A 23,866-nucleotide genomic window follows, 5' to 3' on the forward strand; every position below is an offset into this window, starting at 1 on the left:
GTTTTGGGTGACGTAATCCGTATCGGTACCCGGGCCAGCGTGCTGGCGACCACTCAGGCCGGGACCGTTCGTGACGCCTTGGTGGCCGCCGGGCACCCCGCGGAACTGGTCCTGATCAGCACGGCCGGGGACCGTTCGTCGGGCCCGATCGCCGACCTCGGGGTGGGGGTGTTCACCGCCGAGCTGCGGGAGGCCATCGCCGACGGCCGCGTCGACGCCGCGGTGCACTCGCACAAGGACCTGCCCACCGCCACCGATCCGCGGTTCCAGCTGGCCGCGATCCCGGCCCGCGAGGACGCCCGGGACGCGCTGGTGGCGCGCGACGGGCTGGTGCTCGGCGAGCTGCCGGCCGGGGCGGTGCTGGGCACGTCGTCGCCGCGGCGGGCCGCGCAGCTTAGAGCATTGGGTCTCGGTTTGGAAATTCGCCCCCTACGAGGCAACCTAGATACCAGGTTGAACAGGGTAAGCAGCGGAGAACTCGACGCCATCGTGGTAGCCCGGGCGGGTCTGGCCCGAGTGGGACGCCTCGATGTGATCACCGAGACGCTGGAGCCGGTGCAGATGTTGCCGGCGCCGGCTCAAGGTGCGCTGGCGATCGAGTGTCGCGCCGGCGACACCGCACTGGCGGCAGTGCTGGCGGAGTTGGACGACACCGACACCCGCGTCGCGGTCACCGCCGAGCGTGCCCTGCTCGCCGAACTGGAGGCGGGTTGTTCCGCACCGGTCGGCGCGATCGCTGAGGTGGTCGAGTCGATCGATGAGGACGGCCGGGTCTTCGAAGAGCTGTCGCTGCGCGGTTGCGTGGCGGCGCTGGATGGATCCGACGTGATCCGTGCATCCGGCATCGGCAGCCCCGAGGCGGCCCGAGAACTGGGGATCTCGGTGGCCACGGAGCTGTTCGAGTTGGGTGCACGTGAGCTGATGTCGGACGCGTGAAGTGACTGGGAGTGGGAAAAAATGGCTCGCCATCTGAGCGTGCGAGGGCAGAAGCCCAAGCCGGGCCGCATCGTGTTCGTCGGCTCGGGCCCGGGTGACCCGGGCCTGCTGACGACGCGGGCGCGCGCGGCGCTGACGAACGCCGCGCTGGTGTTCGTCGACCCCGACGTGCCCGAGGCAGTGCTCGGGCTGGTCGGTACCGACCTGCCGCCGATCGCCGGGCCGGTTCTGCCGGACCCCAAGGCGGACAAGACCGACGACGCCGACGCCGACGGCACCGACGGCGCTGACGCCGACTCGGACAAGGCCGCCGCCGCGACCGTTCCGGGCGGGCCCGACATCCGCCCGGCGCTGGGCGAGCCGGCCGAGGTGGCCAAGATCCTGACCGCCGAGGCACGTTCGGGCGCCGACGTGGTGCGCCTGGTGGCCGGCGACCCGCTGTCGGTCGACGCGGTCATCACCGAGGTCAACGCGGTGGCCCGCACCAACGTGGCGTTCGAGATCGTGCCGGGTCTGCCGGCCACCAGCGCGGTGCCGACCTACGCCGGCCTGCCGCTGGGTTCGTCGCACACCGTGGCCGATGTCCGCGACCCGCAGGTGGATTGGGCGGCGCTGGCCGCCGCCCCGGGCCCGCTGATCCTGCAGGCCACCACCTCGCATCTGCCCGAGGCGGCCCGCACCCTGATCGAGTACGGCCTCGCCGACGCCACGCCGTGCGTGGTCACCACGTCGGGCACCACGTGCGCGCAGCGTTCGGTCGAGTCCACCCTGGCCGGGCTGACCGAACCGGCGGCGCTGGCCGGGATCGACCCGGTCGTGCTGCCCAACGGTCAGGAGACCACCGCCGGCACGCTGGTGGTGACCATCGGCAAGACGGTCAACAACCGGTCCAAGCTGAACTGGTGGGAAAGCCGCGCCCTGTACGGCTGGACGGTGCTGGTGCCGCGCACCAAGGATCAGGCCGGCGAGATGAGCGATCGGCTGGTCTCCCACGGCGCCCTGCCGGTCGAGGTGCCCACCATCGCGGTGGAGCCGCCGCGCAGCCCGGCCCAGATGGAAAGGGCCGTCAAGGGTTTGGTGGACGGCCGCTACCAGTGGGTGGTGTTCACCTCGACCAACGCGGTGCGCGCGGTGTGGGAGAAGTTCGGCGAGTTCGGTCTGGACGCTCGCGCGTTCTCCGGCGTCAAGATCGCCTGCGTCGGCGAAGCCACCGCCGAGCGGGTCCGGGCGTTCGGGATCAGTCCTGAGCTGGTGCCGGCCGGGGAGCAGTCCTCGCTGGGCCTGCTGGATGAATTCCCGCCCTACGACGACGTTTTCGACCCGGTCAACCGGGTGTTGCTGCCGCGCGCCGACATCGCCACCGAGACGCTGGCCGAGGGGCTGCGCGAGCGGGGCTGGGAGATCGAGGACGTCACCGCCTACCGCACGGTGCGGGCCGCCCCGCCGCCGGCGACCATCCGGGAGATGATCAAGACCGGCGGGTTCGACGCGGTGTGCTTCACCTCGAGCTCCACGGTGCGCAACCTGGTCGGCATCGCCGGCAAGCCGCACGCGAGGACCATCGTGGCCTGCATCGGCCCCAAGACCGCCGAGACGGCAGCCGAATTCGGGCTGCGGGTCGACGTGCAGCCCGAGACGGCTGCGGTGGGTCCGCTGGTCGACGCGCTGGCCGAGCACGCCGCCCGGTTGCGCGCCGAGGGCGCCTTGCCGCCGCCGCGGAAGAAGAGCCGGAGGCGCTAGCCGCATGGCGTTTCCCCGGCAGCGCCCGCGTCGGCTGCGGTCCACGCCGGCGATGCGCCGCCTGGTGGCCCAAACCTCGCTGGAGCCGCGGCATTTGGTGCTGCCGATGTTCGTCGCCGACGGCATCGACGAGCCCAGGCCCATCCCTTCTATGCCCGGTGTCTACCAGCACACCCGCGATTCGCTGCGCGCCGCGGCGGCTGACGCGGTGGCCGCCGGGGTGGGCGGGCTGATGCTGTTCGGCGTTCCGGCGGAGGCGGACAAGGACAGCGCAGGCTCGGCGGGCACCGACCCCGACGGGATCCTCAACACCGCGCTGCGCGATCTGGCCGCCGAACTCGGTGACGCCACCGTGCTGATGGCCGACACCTGCCTGGACGAATTCACCGACCACGGCCATTGCGGAGTACTCGATGACCGGGGCCGGGTCGATAACGACACCACCCTGAAGCGCTACGTGGAACTTGCTGTGGCGCAAGCGGATTCCGGTGCTCACGTGGTGAGCCCCAGCGGCATGATGGACGGCCAGGTCGCCACCATTCGCGACGGGCTGGACGCCGCCGGGCACAGCGACACGGTGATCCTGGCGTATGCGGCGAAGTTCGCGTCGGCGTTCTACGGCCCCTTCCGCGACGCCGTCGCCTCCAGCCTGGAGGGGGACCGCCGCACCTATCAGCAGGAGCCCGGCAACGCCCGCGAGGCACTGCGTGAGGTCACCCTGGACCTCGCCGAGGGCGCCGACATCGTGATGGTCAAGCCCGCCATGGGATACCTGGATGTGATCGCGGCCGCGGCCGCGATCTCACCCGTTCCGGTCGCCGCCTACCAGGTCTCCGGCGAGTACGCGATGATCGCGGCGGCGGCCGCCAACGGCTGGATCGACGGACGAGCGGCGGCACTTGAGTCGCTGGTCGGCATCCGGCGCGCCGGGGCCGACATCGTGCTGAGCTACTGGGCGGCCGAAGCGGCCGGCTGGCTGCAGTGACGGGCCCGGATGTCGGGTCGCAGCCACCGGCGGCGACCCGGCCCACCGACGTCGACACCGGGTTCTGGCTGTGGCTGGCCGCCTTGCCGCTGATGACGACCGGGTACGTGGTGAGTCTGCTGGCCGCGCCGGAGATCGCCGACCTGCCGGTGACCTATCCGATTGTCGGGCTGACCGCACTGGTGCTGGTCGTGGTGGTGGCGACCTTCCTGATGCTGATGCGCTCCGGGTACCGCTGGGCCCGCACCTTGTTGACCGGCGGGGGGATCGGCTCGGTGGTGTACGCGGTGAACGGACTGTCGCACGCCGATGCCCGGCCGGCGGTCGCGGTCACCCTCGCCGTCACCGGCATCGTCGGATCGGTGCTCATCGCCGCCGGAACCTTCCTGCTGCACCGCGCCGACGCCCAGGAGTACTTCACCCGCTAGCCGTGAACAGGAACCGCTTGCCCTCGTGCGGGGGCGCGGTCACGGCAGACTGGGGTCATGGATCCGGTGGAGGCACTGCGCCAGATCGCGTTCTACAAGGACCGGGCCCGCGAGGACCCGCGTCGGGTGATGGCCTACCGCCGCGCCGCCGATGTCATCGAGGCCCTGGGCGACGAGGAGCGGCGCCGCCATGGCGTGGCCGAGAGCTGGCAGTCCCTGCCGGGCATCGGACCGAAGACCGCCGCGGTGATCGCGCAGGCCTGGGCCGGTGCTGAGCCCGACACCCTGGTGCGGCTGCGCGACGAGGCGGCGGATCTGGGTGGTGGGGTGTTGCGCGCGGCGTTGCGCGGGGACCTGCATCTGCATTCGGACTGGTCGGACGGCTCAGCGCCGATCGAGGAGATGATGACCACCGCGGTGGCCCTGGGGCATGACTACTGCGCGCTGACCGATCATTCCCCGCGGCTGACCATCGCCAACGGGCTCTCACCGCAGCGGCTACGCCACCAACTCGAGGTGATCGACGGGCTGCGGGAGCAGTTTGCGTCGCTGCGGATCCTGACCGGCATCGAGGTCGACATTCTCGATGACGGCAGCCTGGATCAGGAACCGGAGTTACTGGAGCGACTCGACATCGTGGTCGCCAGCGTGCACTCCAAGCTGGCGATGGAGTCGGGCGCGATGACGCGGCGGATGGTGCGCGCGGTCTGTAATCCGCGGGTCAACGTGCTCGGGCACTGCACCGGGCGGCTGGTGACCGGTGGGCGCGGCCGGCGGCCGGAGTCGCAGTTCGACGCTGAGGCGGTGTTCACCGCCTGCCGCGAGCACAACACCGCGGTGGAGATCAACTGCCGCCCGGAACGACGCGACCCACCGACCCGACTGCTGCATCTCGCACACGAGTCGGGGTGTCTGTTCAGCATCGACACCGACGCACACGCTCCCGGGCAGCTCGACTTCCTCGGCTTCGGCGCCCAGCGTGCGCTTGACGCCGGGATTGCGACCGAGCGGATCGTCAACACCTGGCCGGTCGAGGAGCTGCTGGCCTGGGCGGCAGCCTGAGAGCTCAGGTGAAAGATCCACCGTTTTTCGGGTAGCGGCGCCGCGTTAGGCTGACCCGACATGTCTGACCCCGAGCCGACCGCGCCCCCCGCACCGCTGTTCTTCGAAAGCGGTGCCGGCTGGTGGTGGGTGCTGTTCGGGCCGGTCGCGGCGAGCCTGTTGGTGGCGATCCAGAACTCCGGCGGCTACGGGGTCCAGCCGTTGTTGCCCGCGCTGCTGGCGGCGCTGGTCTCGGCCATGCTGGCCATCCAGGTGAAGGCGGCGCGCATCCACACCTCGGTGGAGCTGTCCGCAACCACGCTGCGGCAGGGCACCGAAACGCTGCGGATCGCCGACATCGTGATGATCTACCCCGAGGCCAAGCGGCCCACCGGCTGGGGCAAGCAGCAGCCGGAGAAATGGCAGGAAGCCCGGGCGCTGGGCGAACTGAGCGGGGTGCCGCGCCGCCGGGTGGGCATCGGGCTGCGGCTGACCGGGCGGCGTACGGTGCAGGCCTGGGCGCGTGATCACCGCACGTTGCGGGCGCTGCTGAGCGAGCTGGTGCCCCAGGCGGTCCCGCCCGGCGACCTCACCGCGCCGGCGGAGCTCGACGACGATACCGAAGAAACGTCATGGTGAGAGCCCCGATCGTGCGGGGGATCGTCGAGCTGATCCTGGCCGGGGCCGCAGCTGCGGGCTGCGCGGCGAGCTGGCTGAACGTTCGCTATCTGGTGCTGGTCGCGCCGGTGATCGACGGTGAACCGGCCACCCTCTCGGTGGCCTACCACCCCCGGATGGTGCTGCTGGCGCTGCTGTTGGCGACGGCCGCCGGCGTGCTGGCGGTCGTCGGTACCGCCCGGCTGCGCCGGGCTCGTCGCCGACCGGCGCCGGTATACCCCGCGGGGGTATCATCGGCGGGGTGATCACCACCGACCTCGAACTGCGCGGAATGACCTGTGCCTCCTGTGCGGGGCGAGTGGAGCGCGGCCTGAACGCGCTCGACGGGGTCCAGGCCACGGTGAACCTGGCGGTCGAACGCGCCCACGTCGAACACGACCCGAGCGTGTCGGCCGAAGACCTGGTGCTCGCGGTGGAGTCCGCCGGCTACCAGGCCGCGGTGATCGGCGCCGCCCACGAGCACCCGGCCGAACATGCCGACGTGCCCGCCGGACAACTACGCCCCCGGCTGATCGGCTCGGCGCTGCTGGCGCTGCCGGTGGTGGCGCTGTCGATGGTGCCGGCCTGGCAGTTCAGCGGCTGGGACTGGCTGGCGCTCGCGCTGACCACGCCGATCGTGGCGTGGGGCGGCTTCCCGTTCCACCGGGCCGCGCTGCGCACCGCCGTCCACGGTGCCGCCACGATGGACACCCTGGTGTCGCTGGGCACGCTGGCGGCCTACCTGTGGTCGGTGGTCGCGGTCCTCACCGGCTCGGGCCACCTGTATTTCGAGGTGGCGGCGGTGGTCACCGTCTTCCTGCTGACCGGCCGCTACGCCGAGGCGCACGCCAAACGCTCGGCGGGTGCCGCACTGCGCGAGCTACTGGAGCTCGGCGCCAAGGACGCCTCGGTCATGCGCCGCGGCGACGACGGCCTCAAGGAGACCCGGGTGCCGATCGCCGAGCTGCGGGTGGGCGACGTCGTCGTGGTCCGGCCGGGTGAGCGGGTCGCCACCGACGGCGTCGTCATCGACGGCGCCACCGCACTGGACACCTCCGCGATGACCGGCGAGTCGCTGCCGGTCGACGTCACCGACGGCGATGCGGTGCTGGGCGGAGTGCTCAACACCACCGGCCTGGTGCTGGTGCGCGCCACCAAGGTGGGCGCCGACACCCAGCTGGCCCGGATGGCCAAGCTGGTCACCGACGCCCAGGCCGGCAAGGCGTCGATCCAGCGGCTGGCCGACCGGGTGTCGGCGGTGTTCGTGCCCGCGGTGCTGGTGATCGCCGCGCTCACCCTGGCCGGCTGGCTGCTGGCCGGACAATCCGCGGCGGCGGCGTTCACCGCGGCGGTCGCGGTGCTGATCATCGCGTGTCCGTGCGCGCTGGGGCTGGCCACGCCGACCGCCATCCTGGTCGGCACCGGCCGCGGCGCGCAGCTGGGCATCCTGATCAAGAACCCGCAGGTGCTGGAGGCCGTCAAGGACATCGACACCGTCGTGCTGGACAAGACCGGAACGGTCACCACCGGTGTGATGACCGTCGCCGGCCTTGCGGTCAGCCGCGGCGAGGATCCCGACACCGTGCTGGCCCGCGCCGCGGCCGTTGAATCGGCGTCCGAGCACCCGATCGCCGCGGCGATCGTCGCCGGTGCGAAAGCGGCGGGGCTGATGATCGGACCGGTGACCGAGTTCGCCAGCCGGCCCGGCCACGGGGTGACCGGGCTGGTCGACGGGGTGCGGGTCGAGATCGCCCGCTCGGCCGCCGCGCACCAGACGGGGACCGCCGTCGAGGTGTCCTGGGACGGCCGGGAACGCGGGACGATCACGCTGACCGACACGGTGCGGCCCAGCAGCGCGGCGGCGGTGGCCGAACTCAAGGCCATGGGCATCACCCCGATGCTGCTCACCGGCGACGGCGCGGCGGTGGCGCGCAAGGTGGCCGGCGAGGTGGGAATCGACCCGGCCGACGTCATCGCCGACGTGCTGCCCGCGGACAAGGCCGACGCCGTCAAGACCCTGCAGGCCGCCGGCCGTCGGGTGGCGATGGTCGGCGACGGCGTCAACGACTCGGTGGCGCTGGCCACCGCCGACATCGGCATGGCAATGGGCACCGGCACCGACGCCGCCATCGAGGCCGGTGACCTGACGCTGGTGCGCGGTGACCTTTTGACGGTTCCGGCCGCGCTGCGGCTCTCGGGGCGTACGCTCCGCATCATCCGGCAGAACCTCATCTGGGCGTTCGGTTACAACGTCGCCGCGATTCCGCTGGCGGCGGCGGGACTGCTCAACCCGATGATTGCTGGCGCGGCGATGGCCGCTTCTTCGGTTCTGGTGGTGACGAACAGCCTGCGACTGCGGGCGTTCTCGGCCGAGCGAAGGAGTGATTAGGTGAGAATCGTTGCTACGTCTTCAGTGGCTGTTGCTGCCGCCGCATGTGCCCTGGCACTGGCCGGACCGGCCGGAGCGGACCCGGCCAACCCCGACCCGTTCAGCCCCAGCGACTGCATCGCCAACGCCAGCGCGGCCTGCAACGCCGGCCCGTACGGACCCGACAGCCTGACCAACCCGGCCAACATCAGCAGCCCGCTGAACCCGGACAACCCGGCCAACATCGACAGCCCGATGAACATCGACAACCCGGCGAACATCGACAGCCCGATGAACCCGGCGAACCCGATGAACCAGCCCTAGGTAAATCAGGAACCCAGCCAGGCCAATTCGGCCGGCAGCTGTCCCCGCCAGTAGGTCACGTCGTGGCCGCCCTGCGTGAACCCGCCGGCCGGCCGCGGATTCAACTGGCCGACGAAGTGGTTGGTCGCGTAGTAGAAGCTGTCCGACGTGCCACAGTCGACCCGCAGCGGGATCGGGGCCAGCCGCGGCGCCAGGCTGAAAACCGAGTTCGTCCGCCAGTCGTCGACGCTGTCGAACGCCCCGGCGGGCGCGCCAAAGTAGGTCATGTAGATCGCCGGGCTGATCGCGCAGATGCCGGCGGTGCGGGCCGGGCCCAGCCGGGTGCCCAGCAGCATCGCGCCGTAACCACCCATCGACCAGCCCATGAACCCGATCCGCGAGGTGTCGATGCCCTTGTCGGCCAGCATCGGGACCAGCTCATTGAGCACCATCGCCCCGGAATCCTGGCCGTTGCTGTGCGGTCGCCAGTAGGAGTTGCCGCCGTCGACGGCCACCACCGCGAACGGGGGCCGGCCCGAGGCGGTCAGCTTCGCCAGCTCCTCCTCGACCCCGAGATCCATCACCCAGGCGGCGTCGCCGTCCTTGCAGTGCAGCGCGATCACCGGCCGCAGCGGCGCGGTCTGCCCCGGCGGCCGGGCGATGATCCAGTTGGTCTCCACCCCGCCGCGGGCCGCGGACACGAACGACCCGGACTCCCGGGTGGGGTAGGCATTCCCGGTGGCTCGCGCCTGACCCGAGACCCACGTACCCGAGCCGAACAGGCCCGCGGCACCGACCCCGAGGCGCAATGCAGCCCGGCGGGTCAGATCAGCCATGACAGGCATCATCTCGTGACCGCGCACCACGATTGGACAGGCACGCCGCAGGAACGGTCACGTTGATGCAGGGGCGTCCGGAGCCGGCGGGTGACCGAACTGCTCGCGAAACGCCTCCACGGTGTAGCTCACCACCGTCGCCTCGCGGGGCGCGCGGACGGTCGCCGAGCGGGGGATACGAACCATCGGGCCGAGCTGCCCGGCATAGTTGTCCGGCTTGCCGATCTTGAGCAGACCCCCGCCGGCATCGGACGACTGCGGTGCGATCTCCACCTCGCCCTCGGTGACGACGTAGATCAGATCCTCCACGGTGCCCTGTTCCAGCAGCACCGCGCCGGGCCCCAGCCGGACCGGGGCCTGCTGGGCGCGTGCCGGGGCGGGCGCCGCGGTCGGCGAGAGCTGGATGACGATGTCGGCCAGCGGCACGATCCGGGTGTCGTGGGTGGCCACCACCACGACGCGGTCACCGGCGGCGAGCACCCGCAGCAGCTGCACGACTTCGTCGGCGCGGACGTAGTCCAGCTGCGCGGTGGGTTCGTCGGCCAGGATCAGCGGCGGGTCCAGGGCCAGGGCTCGGGCCACCGCCACCCGCTGCTGCTGGCCGCCGCTGAGCTGGCCGGGCCGGTGGTCGATCCGGTCGGCCAGGCCGACCCGGGTGAGCAGATCGCGGGCGCGTTCCTGGGCAGACCACTGCGTCCAGTCGGCCGCCCACAGCGGCACCATCACGTTCTCCAGGGCGGTCAGGCTCGGCACCAGGTTGAACGCCTGGAAGACGATGCCGACGGTGCGGCGCCGGTAGGAGGTGATCTCGCGGCGGTTCAGCGTGGTGACCTCGGTGGCGCCGAACCGGATCTCACCGCTGGTCGGACTCAGGATGCCGCCCAGGCACGACAGCAGCGTGGTCTTCCCACACCCGCTGGGCCCGAGCACGACCACCAGCGATCCCGCCGGAATCTCCAGGCTCAGGCCATTGATGGGGCGAATCGGTTCCCCGCCGCCGGTCGCGTATTCGATGACCAGATCGCTGATCCGCAGGTCACCCATTTACGGCCCCCCGAACGCCAGCACCGGGTCGACGGCCACCGCGTGGCGCAGGCCCGCCAGGCTGGCCAGCAGGCCGATGCCGACCGCGGTCAGCATCAGCAGCGAGAACGACGACGACGTCACGGCCACCAGCATCGGAAACGCCGGCCCGATCGCCACCGCCAGCATCCCGCCGAGCACCGCCGCGGCCATCGTCACGATCACCGACTGCAGCGCCAGCCCGGCCAACACCATCCAGGTGGTCACCCCCAGCGCCTTGAACACCGCGAAGTCGCGGGTGCGCTCCAGGGCCGACAGATAGATCAGCGAGCCCACGATCAGCGCGGCGACGCCCCACAGCAGCACCGACATGTACGACAGCGCCATCTGCGCCCCGGCCAGCGGGCGCACCATGTCGTCGACGGCGGCGGCCCGGTCCACCACCCGGTAGCCCTCGGGCACCTTCGCCGGGGTGCCCCGCAAGCCGATCGCCGAGGCCACCGGCTGCGCGGAGAACATCAGGCGCTGCGCTCCCGCGACGGTCAGGAAGCCATTGGGTTGCCCGGCCAGCGTCGTCGACTTCTCCACCAGGCCGACGATCCGTAGCTTGTCCGCCCCCATTTCGACGTCGTCGCCGATGGCACGCTTCAGCGTCGTGGACATCGCGACCTCGTTGGGCTCGGTCGGTGCCCGCCCCGAAATGATCGGCGGCATTGCCTCCTTGGGGACGCCGTAGATGTTCACGTTCAGCGGCGACTCGCCGTCCTGCAGGATGGTGTTGCCGTAAACCACCGGCAGTGCCGCTTCGACACCGGAGATGCCGGCGACGTCGCCCGCCTCCTTCTGCGGGAACCGCGACGAGCCCATGAACGGACCGACGGCGGCCGTCTGGATCAGATAGCTGTCGATGCCCAACGAATCGACCACGTGCTCCGCCTCGACCCGGAAGCCGTGGGTCAGCCCGGCCAGCACCAGAGTCAGCGCGAACACCATCGCGGTGCCCACGGCGGCGACGATGAACCGGCGCAGCCGCCACTGCAGGTCGCGCAACGCAGTGATCAGCATCCGCACGCGCGCATGTTATCGCAGCATGCGGCTGTGACCGCCATCTCGGCAGCTGAGCCGGACCCTGCCCCGCAAAACCGGAATCGTAGGCCACGGGGGCGATTTTCGGATAGAAATACACACACGACGGTTTCCGTCGGCGGTGCCCAGGGAGGGGGTCAGTGAATGAATTACGCTGCCCTGCCGCCGGAGGTCAATTCGCTGCGGATCTACACCGGCCCGGGCTCCACACCGATGCGGGCGGCGGCCGCCGCCTGGAGCGGCTTGGCCGCCGAACTGCACTCGACGGTCACTTCCTATGAGACCGTGATCGCCGAGCTGACCGGCCAAGCCTGGCTGGGGCCGGCGTCGGTGGCGCTGACGCAGTCCGCCGCGCGGTACGCGACCTGGATGGCCGCCACCGCGGCGCAGGTCGACCAGACGGCGGCGCAGGCCAACGCGGCGGCCGCGGCTTACGAGGCGGCGTTCAGTGCGACGGTGCCACCCACGGTGGTGGCCGCCAACCGGGCCCAGCTGATGCTGTTGGTCGCCACCAACGTGCTGGGCACCAACACCGCGGCGATCGCCGCCAACGAGGCCGAGTACGCCCAGATGTGGGCACAGGACGCCGCCGCGATGTACGCCTACGCCGCGGCGTCGGCGACCGCGACCGGGCTGGCACCATTCCAGCAGCCCCCGCAGACCAGCAATCCGGCCGGGCCGCTCAGTCAGACCGCCGCGACCGGCACGGCGGGGCTGGACGCGTCGTCGTCGAACATCCAGTCGCTGCTGGGCCAGTTGGCCTCGGGAATCTTCGGGTCGCCGCAGAGCGCTGCGCTGCAGGCGGGGGTGGCGGCGGCGGGAGTGGCCCAGGAGACCCCGGCGTTACCCGACCTGATCGGACTGAACCTGATCGCGGCGATTTCCCTGGGCGCGTCGTCGGCCGGCATCGCACTATCGGCCGGCGCCTGGACGGCGGCGGACGCCAGCACCCGGGAGATCCTCGCCGAGCAGGATCAATTGCAGATGGTGGAATACGAGATCCTGCACAACATCGATCTGTTCTCGCCGTTGACCCCGTCGCGGCCGAGTGGCTTCATCGGGGACGCGCTCTCGTCGGCGTCATCGGTGTCGTCGGTGACGTCCGCGGCCAGGGGCGAGGCGATCAGCGCCGGGAACCTGTCGGTGCCGATCAACTGGGCCGCCAATGCCCCGGAGGTCCGCACGCTGTCTTACACGACGCCGCTGGCCGGACCGGGCGTCGGCGGCGCACCGGCGGCCTCGCTCGCCGGCGCCGGAAGCGCGTTCAGCCAGATGGCGCTGGCCGGCATGGGCGGCAGCGCGCTGGCCGGCTCGGTCAGCCGCGGCCGCGCCGACGCCGCGCCGGCTCCGGCGAACGTCCCCACGCCGCAACGGACCGCCGGCTCGGCTGCGGATTCGCCGGCCGGTGAGGCCGACGGCGACGGCACCCCCGGGCCGTCGATGATGGGAATCGCCGCGGAGATCCGCGAATTCGCCGAGCTGCGCGATCGCGGTTTGATCACCAACGACGAGTACAACGAGCAGAAGATGCGGCTGCTGGGCCACTGAGACGGTCGGGGTATCTGGATCAGCCCGAGCCTTCGGGGCTCTCCCAGGTGTGCGGCAGCATCGGGGCACTGTCGGTCAGAGTCGTCAAACCCGTTACCGCAGAACCGGTTTCCTGGTGCACGGTGCCGGTGAAACCCAGCTGTCCCGCGCCGCTCGCCGAGTCGAGGTATTCGTAGCGGTTGCCGGGGTCCCTCAGCCCCTGACGGTGCCGTCGCCGGCGGGCCTGACGCTCGGTGGGCGCGGTGACCGCGGCGGCGGCAGGCGCGGGGGAGCGCTGGGCCGCCGCTGGTGCGGCGAGGCGCATCGGGGTGGCTGCCCCATAGGTCGGGCCGCTACCGACCAGGTACGGGAAGACTGCGGCTTCCGCTCCGGTGATCGGGGGCGGCATCACCGGGACGCCGCCGGCAGCCGTGGCGGCCGGGGCCAGTGTCGGCGGAGCCATCGCCGGGGGAGTGGCCGAGGCCGGGGCCGGCGGGGCGGCCAGCGACGTCGGCGCAGCAGCGGACGCGGCGGGCACCGGCGGGCTGGGGGCCGGCAGCGCCGGTGCGGCCGGAACGTTGATGCCGGCCAGCCCGGCGACCGCGGCGAGGCCGGCCAGCGGCGACGCCGGTGCGACCAGGCCGAGCATCGTCTCGGTCAGCGCCGTCACGGTCGGCGCCATCCCCAGGACGATCTCACCGGCGTAATGCGGGGCGATCGTCATCAGCACCGGGTCACTGATCAGGCTGGTCAGCGGATTGTTGCTGGAAAGATCGGCCTGAATGGCCTCGTTGATCTCGGCGATCCGGGTGGTCCACCAGCTCTCCTGGTAGATGTTGCCGAAGTCCTGGGTCTGCTGCTGGTTCGGCCGGTGCTGGTGGTCGCGATGGACGGGGGTGTCGGGGTTGAGCACCGTGGGCGCCGTTGTCGCAGCCGGGGAGGACGCCACGGCCGCACCGGCCACCGCCTGATACGTCGACATCGTGCTGGCCGCCTGCACCCACATCCGGGCGTAGTCGGCCTCGTTGAGCGCGATCGGAATGGTGTTGACCCCGAAGAAGTTCGTAGCCTGCAGCACCGCGTGCACGGCGTGGTTGGCGGCCAGTTCGGCCAGGGTCGGCATCGTCGCCAGCGCGGAGGTGTAGGCCGTGGCGGCGCTCTGGTGCCGGACCGCCAATGCCATCGCGTCGGCGCCGGCTTTGGCCAGCCAGGTCAGGTACGGAACGTTCGCGGCCACATAGGATTCCGCGCTCGGTCCCTGCCACGAGCCGGCCTGCACCGCCGCAAGCATCGTGGACAGCTCCTGCGCCACCGCGGTGTATTCGGTGCTCAACGCGTCCCACATGCCGGCGGCCGCCAGCAGTGGCCCGGCACCCGGACCGCTGCTCAGCAGCGCCGAGTACACCTCCGGTGGCGACGCCATCCAGATTGGTGCCGTCATGGTCACCTTTCCCCGTTGCGAACGCCTAGATCCTATCCTCAAATCAAGAATAATAACTGGATGTCTGCTGGGAATACGGATTTTGCACCCGGTAATCGCCGCATTTATGGAATCGCCGGTGCGGCTTGGGTGGTCCAGGTGGTCGGCCGCACCAGGAATCCACTCATGATCAGACTCCGCGCCAGCTCCACCTGCTGGGCGTCCGTCAGCCCGGGCAGTTCGCCGATGCGGAACGGGTCGGTGCGCTCCGAGAGAAACCGCATCGCCGCTTCATGGTCCGGACGGGCGCTGACGATCAACTGGGCGAACTGCAGGCCGACGCCCTCGGCGGTCGTGGTCACCCGGGAGTACAGCGGCTGCTGCTTGTGCACCACCGTGTCGGTGTCGAGGCCGACGGTGTCGGAGACCTGTCCGACGACCGGGCAGCGGGCGCGCCGCAGCAGGAAATCCTGCATGGCGCCAAGGCCTTCGGCCAGCGCCTCGGGAGCCGCGATGGCGGCCAGCCCGTCCCGGATCAAGGTGCCCAGGCCGGCGCGCACCTGCGGGTCGTCCAAATGCCTTGCGGGCAAACGGGTGTGCACCGCATCGTCGCCCAGGCTCAGCATGTGCAGCGTGTGGGTCAGCAGGGTGAGCACCGTCGGCACGTGAATGCCCACGGTCAGATGCACCGATGCCTGCGATGTCGTCTCAGCCGAATGCACCCGGCCCCGGGGCAGATACAAAGTGTCCCCGGCGGCCAAATTCAGGCTGGTCGGCTCCGGCAGCCCGGCCGGGTCGACCTCATGCATCTGCTGCATCAGGTGCGGTGGCACCGGATGGTCGCCGTAGAAGTACCAGCTCTTGCTGCCCTGGATCTGCAGCACCAGCACGTCGTGGTGGTCATAGTGCGGCAGGAATCCCGTCGAGGCCGGCGGGGTGAGGTAGGCGTTGACGTGCGTCGGGAAGTTCAGCTCCACCTCGACCGCGTGGGTCAGCGTCGACATCGGGCGCAGGTACTTCTCTATGTTGTTGCAGATGACCGTGTAGCCGCCGGCCATCTCGGCGTGAACCCGGGCCAGGTCCAGGGTGCCGTCGGCGAGGGTGTAGTCCTGCGGCTGCAGATGATCGGCCCCGCGCACCAATCGCACCGCGGACGGCTCGGTGCGCAGCGCGGCCAGGAGCTGTTCGGCCGACGACGGGCCGGCCAGCAGGTCGAAGTAGTCGGCGCTGTCTCGGGCGATGTGATGCGGCGCGGCGCCCCACAGTTCATCGAGGAAAGTCTGCACCGTCACCGGTGCCAGCAACCAGGCAAGCGGGGACCCCGGGCCTGAGAAGCCACCACCGGCTGACACCGGCACAAAATACACCCGGCGTCCAGTGTCACGCCCCTTGGTATCTGCGGCGGCTATCGATCCGTTGATCCGCACCTGCCCAACAATGCCGCTTCGAATATCCGTAGTTGTGGAATCCGTACCCGGCTGGATAAGTTCGGTGGATGCCCGGTCGTCGCGCTGTGAACCAGAACCCTCGCCCCTCTCGTGCCGTCGGCGCGGCCACGTCGGTAGGCACGTTCCTGGCGCTCGGGCTCAGCCCACTGACCGCCGCGCCGGCGCGCGCCGACTTCGATGAGCTGTTCTCCCTCGATGGGCTGATGGACGCCTTCGCTGCGGCCGACCCGGGTCCGGCGGCGGCGGACACCTTGGATCTGTCCCAGGTGGGCACCGATCTCTACACCTGGACGTCGGTGGTCGAGGTCGTCTTCGCCGGGTTGATCCAGAACCAGCTTTACGCCACCATCCACGATCTGGGCAACTTGTGGATCATGGGCCCGGGCGCCCTGATCGATCCGATCATCAACCCGCTCTTCGCATTCGACGGTGCCTGCGGCCTGATCTGTCACGGTGTCGACGGCACCGTGGATCACCCCGACGGCGGTGACGGCGGCTGGCTGTTCGGCGACGGCGGCAACGGCTACGGCGCGGGCAGTGATGAGAACATCGCTGCGGGTGTGGTCGGCGGCCACGGCGGTAACGCCTTGATGGTCGGCAACGGCGGCTGGGGCGGTGACGGCGGTTCCGGAGCCGCCGGCGGTGACGGCGGCACCGGGGGCTGGCTGCTGGGCAACGGCGGCGAAGGCGGCTGGGGCGGCGACGGACTGGACAGCATTTCCGGCACCGCGGGCAACGGCGGTGACGGCGGACTCGGCGGCGACGCCATCTCGCTGTTCGGTGCCGGTGGGCGTGGTGGCGACGGCGGCGACGGCGGCTGGGGCAACGGCGGTGGCGACGGCGGCCACGGCGGCAACGCCGGGGACGGCGGAAACGGGGTGGCCGGCTTCGGCGGTCCGGGCGGCTCCGGCGGGTACGGCGGCAACGGCGGGGCCGGCACCGCCGACCACCCGAGCGGCGGTAACGGCGGGGATGGCGGAGCGGCCGGTAACGCCGGCGACCTGGTGTTCATGGGCAACGCCGGGCCCGGCGGCTTCAGCGCCCCGGGCGGTAACGGCGGCGACGCGCTGGCCGGTTCCGACGGCAACGGTGGCAATGGTGGTCGTGGCGGTGACGGCGGCTCAGGCGGCTACGGCGGCGTCCCCAGCCACGGCCGGGTGGCCGGCGCCGGGGGCAACGGCGGCGCGGCGGGATCGTGGGCCGGCACCGCCGGAAACGGCGGCGACGGCGGCAACGGCGGCCAGGGCATGGTCGGTCACCCGGGCAGCGGTGAGAGCGGCGGCGGCGGCAAGGGTGGCACCGGTGGTGCGGGTGGTGCGGGTACGGCGGCGCATCCCGATGGCGGCGTTGGCGGGATGGGTGGCAACGGTGGCAACGCCGGAGACGGGGCCGCCGCGGTGGCCGGTGGTGCCGGAGGTACCGGTGGTGCCGGCGGTGCGGCGGCCGCCGGTGGCTCGGTCGGTCCGGGCGGACCGGGTGGCGACGGCGGTGACGGCGGCAATGGTGTCCAAGCCGGAAAGGCCGGCGCGGCCGGAGCCGGCGGGGCCGGAAACCCGGACGGCAACCCCGGTCAGCCTGGCAACCCCGGCACCGAGACGGGCTAGGTCAGCCGGCGCGGTCCAGCAGCAGGGTGTGCGCCACGCAGAACTGCACTGCTCAGCCCGCCCTGGTGAGCAGCACCGCCTGCTCGAAGGGCAGCCGCCCGAACGCGCGGCGACCGAATCCGGTGACGTGCGCCGCGGCCTCTTCTCGGCTCACCACCCGAGGTTGGGTGACCGTGAATGTTTTGCCGTGCCGGCGCACCTTGGCGGTACCGGCGGCGGTGATGTTCTTCAGCCAGTCCCGGTCCGGGCCATAGGTCAGCATGATGGCCACCCCGTTGTCGGTGCTGAACACCGTGAGCGGGGTGCGGTAGGGCTTGCCGGAGCGCCGGCCCACATGCTCGAGGATTCCGAAGGACGGCGCCCAGCCGGCCCACATGCGCTGGATCGGGTTGGTGACGTGCCGGTTGAACCGGGCCAGACGTTGCGGTAGTTGCATGGTCGCCATCCAACTCCGAGTGCGCAGCCACCTCAACCCCTGAACAACTACACCCTGTAGTCGGCTGAGCTGCAGGAGCTGGGACACTGGTCGTCGTGGCTAATGCGGATCGTCTCCTTGCGGCATCGGAGCGGCTGTTCGCCGAGGCCTGCGCGGTGATTCCCGGCGGGGTGAACTCGCCGGCCCGCGCGTTCGCCTCGGTCGGCGGCACGCCGCCGTTCATCACCGAGGCCCAGGGCTGCTGGCTCACCGACGCCGACGGCCACCGGTATGTGGACCTGGTCTGCTCCTGGGGCCCGATGATCCTCGGCCACGCCCACCCGGCGGTGGTCGAGGCGGTTCGCGCCGCCGCCGGTTCCGGCCTGTCGTTCGGGGCGCCGACGCGCACCGAGACCGAGCTGGCGGCTGAGATCATTCGCCGGGTGCCCGCGGTGGGCAAGGTCCGGTTGGTCAACTCCGGCACCGAGGCCACCATGAGTGCGCTGCGGCTGGCCCGCGGCTTCACCGGCCGGGCCAAGGTGGTCAAGTTCTCCGGCTGCTACCACGGTCACGTCGACGCGCTGCTCGCCGACGCCGGCTCCGGGGTGGCCACCCTGGCGCTGCCGTCTTCGCCCGGGGTCACCGGCGCCACCGCCGCCGACACCATCGTGTTGCCCTACAACGACGTCAACGCCGTCCGCGCGGCGTTCGCCGAATTCGGTGACCAGATCGCCGCCGTCATCACCGAGGCCAGCCCCGGCAACATGGGCGTGGTGCCGCCGGCGCCCGGCTTCAATGCCGCACTGCGGGAGATCACCGCCGAGCACGGGGCGTTGCTGATCATCGATGAGGTGATGACCGGCTTCCGGGTCACCGAAAGCGGTTGGTACGGCGTCGATCCCGTCGAGGCCGACCTGTTCACCTTCGGCAAGGTGATCAGCGGTGGGTTGCCCGCTGCGGCCTTCGGCGGCCGGGCCGAGGTGATGGATCGGCTGGCGCCGCTGGGGCCGGTGTATCAGGCGGGCACGCTGTCGGGAAACCCGGTCGCGGTCGCCGCCGGGCTGGCCACGTTGCGCGCCGCCGACGCCGAGGTCTACGCCGCGCTGGACAAAAACGCCGACCGGCTGACCGCACTGCTGACCGAGGCGTTGACCGGTGCCGGTGTGGCGCACCAGATTCCGCGGGCCGGCAACATGTTCAGCGTGTTCTTCGCCGAGGAACCGGTCACCGACTTCGCCGCCGCACGCGCAAGTGACACCTGGCGCTTCCCGCCGTTCTTCCACGCCCTGCTGGACGCCGGCGTCTACCTGCCGTGCAGCGCCTTCGAGGCCTGGTTCGTCTCGGCGGCACTGTCCGATGACGCCTTCGAACGGATCGCGGCCGCGCTGCCCAGGGCAGCCGAAGCGGCCCGCGACGCAACCCCGGAGCCGAAACCCTGATGGCCGAAGAAACCCGCGTACACCTGATCCGCCACGGCGAGGTCCACAACCCGGACCGCATTCTCTACGGCCGGATCCCGGGCTTCCGGCTCTCCGAGACCGGCCGGGCCCAGGCGATTGCCGCCGCCGACATGCTGGCCGGTGCCGACATCGTCGCGGTGATCGCCTCGCCGCTGCAGCGCGCTCAGGAGACCGCCGCGCCGATCGCCGCCCGTCACGGGCTGCCGGTCGACACCGACGAAGACCTGATCGAGTCGACCAATATTTTTGAGGGCAAGCCGGTTTCGCCGGGCGACGGCGCGTGGCGCAACCCGCGGTACTGGTGGCACCTGCGCAATCCGCTCACCCCGACCTGGGGCGAACCTTATGCCGAGATCGCCGCCCGGATGGCCACCGCGGTGGACAAGGCCCGGTCGCGTGCGGCCGGCCACGAGGTGGTGTGTGTCAGCCACCAGTTGCCGGTGTGGACGGTGCGGCAGCACCTGAGCGGCAAGAGACTCTGGCACGACCCGCGTCGGCGGCAGTGCGACGTGGGTTCGGTGACCACGCTGATCTTTGACGGTGATCGGCTGGTCGACGTCGACTACCGCGTTCCGTCCGGCGGCTGACGATGCGGGCGGTGCTGATCGCCGGGGCGGTGGCGGCCGCCCTGATCTCGGGCTGCTCGGTCGGCGACGACGCGGTGACCCACGGCGGCACCTTCGAGTTCGTCTCACCCGGCGGCAAGACCGACATCTTCTACGACCCGCCGGAGGCGCGCGGCCGGCCCGGCCCGATCTCCGGGCCCGACCTGATGGACTCGCAGCGCACCATCGGCGTCGACGACTTCGGCGGACAAGTCGTCGTGATCAACGTCTGGGGACAGTGGTGCGGGCCGTGCCGCACCGAAATCAGCCAGCTGCAACAGGTCTACGAAGACACCCGCGCCGACGGGGTGGCGTTTCTGGGCATCGACGTCCGGGACCCCGAGCCGCAGGCGTCCCGCGACTTCATCAAAGACCGCGGGGTGACCTATCCGTCGATCTATGACCCGGCGATGCGCACCATGATCGCCTTCGGCGGCCGGTATCCGTCGTCGGTCATCCCGGCGACCATGGTGCTCGACCGGCAGCACCGGGTGGCCGCGGTGTTCCTGCGTGAGGTGCTCGCCGAAGACCTGCAGCCGGTGCTGCAGCGGCTGACCGCCGAGGCGCCGCAGTGAGCAGCCTCACCGCCACCGCCACCACCGGCCCGCTGCTGCTGGCCGTCGCGGTGTCGGCGCTGGCCGGGCTGGTGTCGTTCGCCTCGCCGTGCGTGGTGCCGCTGGTGCCGGGCTACCTGTCGTATCTGGCGGCGGTGGTCGGCATCGATGAACGGCCCGAGGGCGCACTCCGGCCGCCGCCGTCGGCGAGGTGGCGGGTGGCGGGGTCGGCGGCCCTGTTCGTGGCCGGATTCACCGCGGTGTTCCTGCTCGGCTCGGTCGCCGTGCTGGGCATGACCACCACCTTGATCCGCAATCAGGTGCTGCTGGAGCGGGTCGGCGGCGCGGTGACGATTCTGATGGGACTGGTGTTCATCGGCTTCGTCCCGGCGCTGCAGCGCTCACTGCGATTCACCCCGCAACAACTGTCGACGGTGCTGGGGGCGCCACTGCTGGGCGCGGTGTTCGCGCTGGGCTGGACCCCGTGCCTGGGGCCGACGCTGACCGGGGTGATCGCGGTCGCCTCGGCCACCGACGGCGCCGGCGTGGCCCGCGGGGTGGTGCTGGTGATCGCCTACTGCCTGGGACTGGGCATTCCGTTCGTGGCGCTGGCGTTCGGTTCGGCCAGTGCGGTAGCCGGGCTGGGCTGGCTGCGCCGGCACACCCGGGCCATTCAGATCGCCGGCGGGGTGCTGCTGATCGCGGTCGGATTGGCGTTGATCACCGGCGTGTGGGGCCACTTCGTGGCCGCGGTGCGCGACGGGCTGGTCTCCGACGTCAGGCTGCCGATCTGATGGTCACTTCCAAACCGCGAGCAGACGTGAAAGCCCCCAAAACGGGCCGCTCTGGGGGGCTTTCGCGTCTGCTCGGCGGGGTGGCTGCCCGGGGCCGCAACACCTGGCGGGCGTTGACGTCGATGGGCACCGCGCTGGTGCTGCTGTTCCTGCTCGCGCTGGCGGCGATCCCCGGGGCACTGCTGCCGCAACGCAACCTCAACGCCGCCAAGGTCGACGAGTACCTGGCGCTGCACCCGGTGCTCGGGCCGTGGCTGAACCGGCTGGAGGCGTTCGACGTCTTCTCCAGTTTCTGGTTCACCGCCATCTACGTGCTGCTGTGCATCTCGCTGATCGGCTGCCTGACCCCGCGGACCCTTGAGCACCTGCGCAATCTGCGCGCCAGCCCGGTCGCCGCGCCGCGCAATCTGGCCCGGCTGCCCAAACACGCCGAGACGCAACTGGCCGGCGATGTCGACGAACTCGGTGCCCAGCTGGCCGGGCGGCTGCGGGGCTGGCGGCGGATCAGCCGCACGCAGGACGGCACCGTCGAAATCTCCGCGGAGAAGGGCTATCTGCGCGAATTCGGCAACCTGGTCTTCCATTTCGCGCTGCTGGGCCTGCTGGCCTCCGTCGCGGTCGGCCGGCTGTTCGGCTACGAGGGCAACGTGATGGTCATCGCCGACGGCGGGCCCGGGTTCTGCTCGGCATCCCCGGCCGCGTTCGACTCGTTCCGCGCCGGCACCACCGTCGACGGCACCCGGCTGCACCCGATGTGCATCCGGGTCAACGACTTCGAGGCCAACTATCTGGTCTCCGGGCTGGCCACCTCGTTCACCGCGCACATTGACTACCAGGTCGGCGAGGACCTGCGCGCCGACCGGTGGCGCCCGTACCTGCTGGAGGTCAACCATCCGCTGCGGGTGGGCGGCGTCCGGGCCTACCTGCAGGGGCACGGCTACGCCCCCACCTTCACGGTGATCTTCCCGGACGGGCAGACCCGCACCCAGACCGTGCAGTTCCGCCCCGACGACCCGCTGACCCTGTTGTCGTCGGGTGCGGTGCGCATCGACCCGCCGGCCGGCACTTATCCCGACGCCCGCGAACGCCGCAAGCACCAGATCGGGATCCAGGGCCTGTTCGCCCCTACCGCGGAGCTCGACGACGGGCTGCTGTCGTCGGCGTTCCCGGCACTGCGCGACCCGGCGGTGGCGGTCGATGTCTACCGCGGTGACACCGGCCTGGACACCGGCCGCCCGCAGGGGCTGTTCACGCTGGATTCCCGGCTGATCCATCAGGGCCGGATGACCAAGGTGGCCCGGTCCAACCTCAAGCCCGGCGAGGAGATCCGCCTCGACGACGGCACCCGCGTGCGCTTCGACGGCGCCGTGCCGTTCATCAACATCCAGGTCTCCCATGACCCGGCCGCGGTGTGGGTGCTGGTGTTCGCGATGACGATGATGGCCGGGCTGGTGGTGTCGCTGGCGGTGCGCCGGCGCCGGATCTGGATCCGGATCTCCCCGGCGGGACAGGCCGGTACGGTGAACGTCGAGCTGGGCGGGCTGGCCCGAACCGACAACTCCGGCTGGGGTGACGAATTCGAGCGATTGAGCACGCGGCTGTTCGGCAAGGAGAGCTAGATGAACACCACCCACATCGACGTCGGGCTGGCCCGCTACTCCGACTGGGCCTTCACCTCGGCGCTGATCGTCCTGGTCATCGCGCTGCTGCTGCTGGCCGTCGAGCTGGCCTACAGCCGCGCCCGGACCCCCGCCGAGGCCGAGCTGGTGGCCGCCGGGAATGTGACCGCCGACAGCGCCACTCCCGGGGTGGTGGCGCCCGCGGCGCGGCGGCCGTTCGGGGAGCGGGTGGGCCGCGCCGGGCTGGCCCTGGTCTACCTGGGCATCGCCTTGCTGCTGGCCTGCATCGTGTTCCGCGGCGCGGCCACCCTGCGCCCGCCGTGGGGCAACATGTACGAGTTCATCAACCTGACCTGCTTCTCCGGGCTGGTGGCTGCCGCTGTCGCGCTGCGCCGTCCGCAACACCGCAGCCTGTGGGTGTTCGTGCTGCTGCCGGTGCTGATCCTGCTGACGGTCTCGGAGCGCTGGCTTTATGCCACCGCCGCCCCGGTGATGCCGGCGCTGCAGTCCTACTGGCTCCCGATCCACGTCTCGGTGGTCAGCATCGGCTCGGGGGTGTTCCTGGTGGCAGGCGTGGCCAGCATCCTGTTTTTGGTGCGGTGCTCACGGCTGAGCGACCCCGAGACCCCGGGCGCGCTGGCCCGAATGGCCCGCCGGTTGCCGGACGCGCAAACCCTGGACCGCATCGCTTACCGGACGACGATTTTCGCCTTCCCGGTGTTCGGCTTCGGAGTGATCTTCGGCGCAATCTGGGCCGAAGGTGCGTGGGGCCGCTACTGGGGCTGGGACCCCAAGGAGACGGTGTCGTTCGTCGCCTGGGTCATCTACGCCGCCTACCTACATGCCAGGTCGACGGCCGGGTGGCGCGACTACAAGGCGGCCTGGATCAACGTCGCGGGGTTCGTGGCGATGATCTTCAACCTGTTTTTCGTCAATTTGGTGACCGTGGGCCTGCACTCCTATGCCGGAGTCGGCTAACGCTGCTGACAGATACGCTTAAAGCGCCTGCGCTACCCT

23 protein-coding genes are annotated in these 23,866 nt (G+C 70.9%); 17 read left to right on the forward strand and 6 right to left on the reverse strand.

Annotation, left to right across the window (positions count from 1 at the left end):
• The first annotated feature begins 3 nt into the window (after positions 1-3).
• Genes hemC through A5648_RS24140 form a run of 9 tightly spaced genes read left to right on the forward strand, consistent with a single transcriptional unit; the run spans position 4 to position 8,479 of the window.
• Positions 4-936 carry a hydroxymethylbilane synthase gene (gene hemC, locus A5648_RS18905; RefSeq protein ID WP_064856788.1) on the forward strand — a complete coding sequence of 311 codons (933 nt, stop codon included), beginning with the start codon at positions 4-6 and terminating at the stop codon, positions 934-936.
• A 21-nt stretch (positions 937-957) separates the two neighbouring features.
• Positions 958-2,676, forward strand: a complete 1,719-nt coding sequence (locus A5648_RS18910; protein ID WP_065026018.1) for a uroporphyrinogen-III synthase — start codon at positions 958-960, stop codon at positions 2,674-2,676.
• A 4-nt stretch (positions 2,677-2,680) separates the two neighbouring features.
• Positions 2,681-3,661 (forward strand): porphobilinogen synthase, encoded by a 981-nt coding sequence (hemB, locus tag A5648_RS18915; RefSeq protein ID WP_065026019.1) that lies wholly within the window; start codon positions 2,681-2,683, stop codon positions 3,659-3,661.
• A complete protein-coding gene (locus A5648_RS18920; protein ID WP_065026020.1) occupies positions 3,658-4,089 on the forward strand; it encodes a hypothetical protein in 432 nt (143 codons plus the stop codon). Before hemB ends, A5648_RS18920 begins: the two co-directional genes overlap by 4 nt.
• 57 nt (positions 4,090-4,146) lie before the next feature.
• Positions 4,147-5,151 (forward strand): PHP domain-containing protein, encoded by a 1,005-nt coding sequence (locus A5648_RS18925; protein WP_065026021.1) that lies wholly within the window; start codon positions 4,147-4,149, stop codon positions 5,149-5,151.
• Between the two features lie 60 nt (positions 5,152-5,211).
• A complete protein-coding gene (locus A5648_RS18930; RefSeq protein ID WP_065026022.1) occupies positions 5,212-5,769 on the forward strand; it encodes a hypothetical protein in 558 nt (185 codons plus the stop codon).
• Positions 5,763-6,053 carry a hypothetical protein gene (locus A5648_RS18935; RefSeq protein WP_065026023.1) on the forward strand — a complete coding sequence of 97 codons (291 nt, stop codon included), beginning with the start codon at positions 5,763-5,765 and terminating at the stop codon, positions 6,051-6,053. The genes A5648_RS18930 and A5648_RS18935 overlap by 7 nt, the downstream gene beginning before the upstream one ends.
• Positions 6,054-6,079: 26 nt before the next feature.
• Positions 6,080-8,176, forward strand: coding sequence for a heavy metal translocating P-type ATPase (locus A5648_RS18940; RefSeq protein ID WP_065026042.1), 2,097 nt, complete (start codon positions 6,080-6,082; stop codon positions 8,174-8,176).
• A 24-nt stretch (positions 8,177-8,200) separates the two neighbouring features.
• Positions 8,201-8,479 carry a hypothetical protein gene (locus A5648_RS24140; protein ID WP_342707278.1) on the forward strand — a complete coding sequence of 93 codons (279 nt, stop codon included), beginning with the start codon at positions 8,201-8,203 and terminating at the stop codon, positions 8,477-8,479.
• Positions 8,480-8,484: 5 nt separating this feature from the next.
• Here A5648_RS24140 and A5648_RS18950 read toward each other — a convergent pair whose 3' ends face one another.
• From A5648_RS18950 to A5648_RS18960, 3 genes are read right to left on the reverse strand one after another with little or no spacing between them, the layout of a single operon-like run.
• Positions 8,485-9,303, reverse strand: a complete 819-nt coding sequence (locus tag A5648_RS18950; protein ID WP_065026043.1) for an alpha/beta hydrolase — start codon at positions 9,301-9,303, stop codon at positions 8,485-8,487.
• A gap of 48 nt (positions 9,304-9,351) precedes the next feature.
• Positions 9,352-10,338: an ATP-binding cassette domain-containing protein gene (locus tag A5648_RS18955; protein ID WP_065026025.1), complete on the reverse strand. Its 987-nt coding sequence runs from the start codon at positions 10,336-10,338 to the stop codon at positions 9,352-9,354.
• Positions 10,339-11,382, reverse strand: coding sequence for an ABC transporter permease (locus A5648_RS18960; RefSeq protein WP_065026026.1), 1,044 nt, complete (start codon positions 11,380-11,382; stop codon positions 10,339-10,341).
• Between the two features lie 165 nt (positions 11,383-11,547).
• Here A5648_RS18960 and A5648_RS18965 point away from each other — a divergent pair, with 165 nt between their 5' ends.
• The gene (locus A5648_RS18965) at positions 11,548-12,951 is read left to right on the forward strand and encodes a PPE domain-containing protein (RefSeq protein ID WP_065026027.1); all 1,404 of its coding nucleotides are present in this window, start codon (positions 11,548-11,550) and stop codon (positions 12,949-12,951) included.
• Positions 12,952-12,970: 19 nt separating this feature from the next.
• On the opposite strand, the gene A5648_RS18970 is transcribed toward A5648_RS18965, so the two are convergent.
• Positions 12,971-14,371, reverse strand: coding sequence for a PPE domain-containing protein (locus tag A5648_RS18970; RefSeq protein WP_065026028.1), 1,401 nt, complete (start codon positions 14,369-14,371; stop codon positions 12,971-12,973).
• Between the two features lie 104 nt (positions 14,372-14,475).
• Positions 14,476-15,717 (reverse strand): JmjC domain-containing protein, encoded by a 1,242-nt coding sequence (locus A5648_RS18975; protein ID WP_082966588.1) that lies wholly within the window; start codon positions 15,715-15,717, stop codon positions 14,476-14,478.
• Positions 15,718-15,845: 128 nt separating this feature from the next.
• Here A5648_RS18975 and A5648_RS24955 point away from each other — a divergent pair, with 128 nt between their 5' ends.
• Positions 15,846-17,402 (forward strand): PGRS repeat-containing protein, encoded by a 1,557-nt coding sequence (locus tag A5648_RS24955; RefSeq protein ID WP_165607373.1) that lies wholly within the window; start codon positions 15,846-15,848, stop codon positions 17,400-17,402.
• Positions 17,403-17,454: 52 nt separating this feature from the next.
• Here the strand turns inward: A5648_RS24955 and A5648_RS18985 are convergent, their stop codons facing one another.
• Positions 17,455-17,838 carry a nitroreductase family deazaflavin-dependent oxidoreductase gene (locus tag A5648_RS18985; RefSeq protein WP_065026046.1) on the reverse strand — a complete coding sequence of 128 codons (384 nt, stop codon included), beginning with the start codon at positions 17,836-17,838 and terminating at the stop codon, positions 17,455-17,457.
• A 95-nt stretch (positions 17,839-17,933) separates the two neighbouring features.
• Between A5648_RS18985 and hemL the strand changes: the two genes are divergently transcribed.
• From hemL to ccsB, 6 genes are read left to right on the forward strand one after another with little or no spacing between them, the layout of a single operon-like run.
• Positions 17,934-19,256: a glutamate-1-semialdehyde 2,1-aminomutase gene (gene hemL / locus A5648_RS18990; protein ID WP_065026029.1), complete on the forward strand. Its 1,323-nt coding sequence runs from the start codon at positions 17,934-17,936 to the stop codon at positions 19,254-19,256.
• Positions 19,256-19,864, forward strand: coding sequence for a histidine phosphatase family protein (locus A5648_RS18995; protein WP_065026030.1), 609 nt, complete (start codon positions 19,256-19,258; stop codon positions 19,862-19,864). The genes hemL and A5648_RS18995 overlap by 1 nt, the downstream gene beginning before the upstream one ends.
• A gap of 2 nt (positions 19,865-19,866) precedes the next feature.
• The gene (locus tag A5648_RS19000; RefSeq protein WP_065026031.1) at positions 19,867-20,457 is read left to right on the forward strand and encodes a TlpA disulfide reductase family protein; all 591 of its coding nucleotides are present in this window, start codon (positions 19,867-19,869) and stop codon (positions 20,455-20,457) included.
• Positions 20,454-21,230, forward strand: coding sequence for a cytochrome c biogenesis CcdA family protein (locus A5648_RS19005; protein WP_065026032.1), 777 nt, complete (start codon positions 20,454-20,456; stop codon positions 21,228-21,230). Before A5648_RS19000 ends, A5648_RS19005 begins: the two co-directional genes overlap by 4 nt.
• Entirely contained in the window at positions 21,230-22,849 is a 1,620-nt protein-coding gene (gene resB / locus A5648_RS19010) for a cytochrome c biogenesis protein ResB (RefSeq protein ID WP_207511767.1), read from the forward strand. Before A5648_RS19005 ends, resB begins: the two co-directional genes overlap by 1 nt.
• The gene (gene ccsB, locus A5648_RS19015) at positions 22,850-23,827 is read left to right on the forward strand and encodes a c-type cytochrome biogenesis protein CcsB (protein ID WP_065026033.1); all 978 of its coding nucleotides are present in this window, start codon (positions 22,850-22,852) and stop codon (positions 23,825-23,827) included.
• Positions 23,828-23,866 lie beyond the last annotated feature (39 nt).

This window comes from Mycolicibacter sinensis (assembly GCF_001673565.1).
Classification (GTDB): Bacteria; Actinomycetota; Actinomycetes; order Mycobacteriales; family Mycobacteriaceae; genus Mycobacterium; species Mycobacterium sinense_C.

What these genes read in the sequence shown, in the direction of transcription:
- A5648_RS18910 (WP_065026018.1), top strand. Translation starts at nt 958, where the DNA reads ATGGCTCGCCATCTGAGCGTGCGAGGGCAGAAGCCCAAGCCGGGCCGC.
- hemB (WP_065026019.1), top strand. Translation starts at nt 2,681, where the DNA reads ATGGCGTTTCCCCGGCAGCGCCCGCGTCGGCTGCGGTCCACGCCGGCG.
- A5648_RS18925 (WP_065026021.1), top strand. Translation starts at nt 4,147, where the DNA reads ATGGATCCGGTGGAGGCACTGCGCCAGATCGCGTTCTACAAGGACCGG.
- A5648_RS18930 (WP_065026022.1), top strand. Translation starts at nt 5,212, where the DNA reads ATGTCTGACCCCGAGCCGACCGCGCCCCCCGCACCGCTGTTCTTCGAA.
- A5648_RS18935 (WP_065026023.1), top strand. Translation starts at nt 5,763, where the DNA reads ATGGTGAGAGCCCCGATCGTGCGGGGGATCGTCGAGCTGATCCTGGCC.
- A5648_RS18940 (WP_065026042.1), top strand. Translation starts at nt 6,080, where the DNA reads ATGACCTGTGCCTCCTGTGCGGGGCGAGTGGAGCGCGGCCTGAACGCG.
- A5648_RS18950 (WP_065026043.1), bottom strand. Translation starts at nt 9,303, where the DNA reads ATGCCTGTCATGGCTGATCTGACCCGCCGGGCTGCATTGCGCCTCGGG.
- A5648_RS18955 (WP_065026025.1), bottom strand. Translation starts at nt 10,338, where the DNA reads ATGGGTGACCTGCGGATCAGCGATCTGGTCATCGAATACGCGACCGGC.
- A5648_RS18960 (WP_065026026.1), bottom strand. Translation starts at nt 11,382, where the DNA reads ATGCTGATCACTGCGTTGCGCGACCTGCAGTGGCGGCTGCGCCGGTTC.
- A5648_RS18965 (WP_065026027.1), top strand. Translation starts at nt 11,548, where the DNA reads ATGAATTACGCTGCCCTGCCGCCGGAGGTCAATTCGCTGCGGATCTAC.
- A5648_RS18970 (WP_065026028.1), bottom strand. Translation starts at nt 14,371, where the DNA reads ATGACGGCACCAATCTGGATGGCGTCGCCACCGGAGGTGTACTCGGCG.
- A5648_RS24955 (WP_165607373.1), top strand. Translation starts at nt 15,846, where the DNA reads ATGCCCGGTCGTCGCGCTGTGAACCAGAACCCTCGCCCCTCTCGTGCC.
- A5648_RS18985 (WP_065026046.1), bottom strand. Translation starts at nt 17,838, where the DNA reads ATGCAACTACCGCAACGTCTGGCCCGGTTCAACCGGCACGTCACCAAC.
- A5648_RS18995 (WP_065026030.1), top strand. Translation starts at nt 19,256, where the DNA reads ATGGCCGAAGAAACCCGCGTACACCTGATCCGCCACGGCGAGGTCCAC.
- A5648_RS19000 (WP_065026031.1), top strand. Translation starts at nt 19,867, where the DNA reads ATGCGGGCGGTGCTGATCGCCGGGGCGGTGGCGGCCGCCCTGATCTCG.
- resB (WP_207511767.1), top strand. Translation starts at nt 21,230, where the DNA reads ATGGTCACTTCCAAACCGCGAGCAGACGTGAAAGCCCCCAAAACGGGC.
- ccsB (WP_065026033.1), top strand. Translation starts at nt 22,850, where the DNA reads ATGAACACCACCCACATCGACGTCGGGCTGGCCCGCTACTCCGACTGG.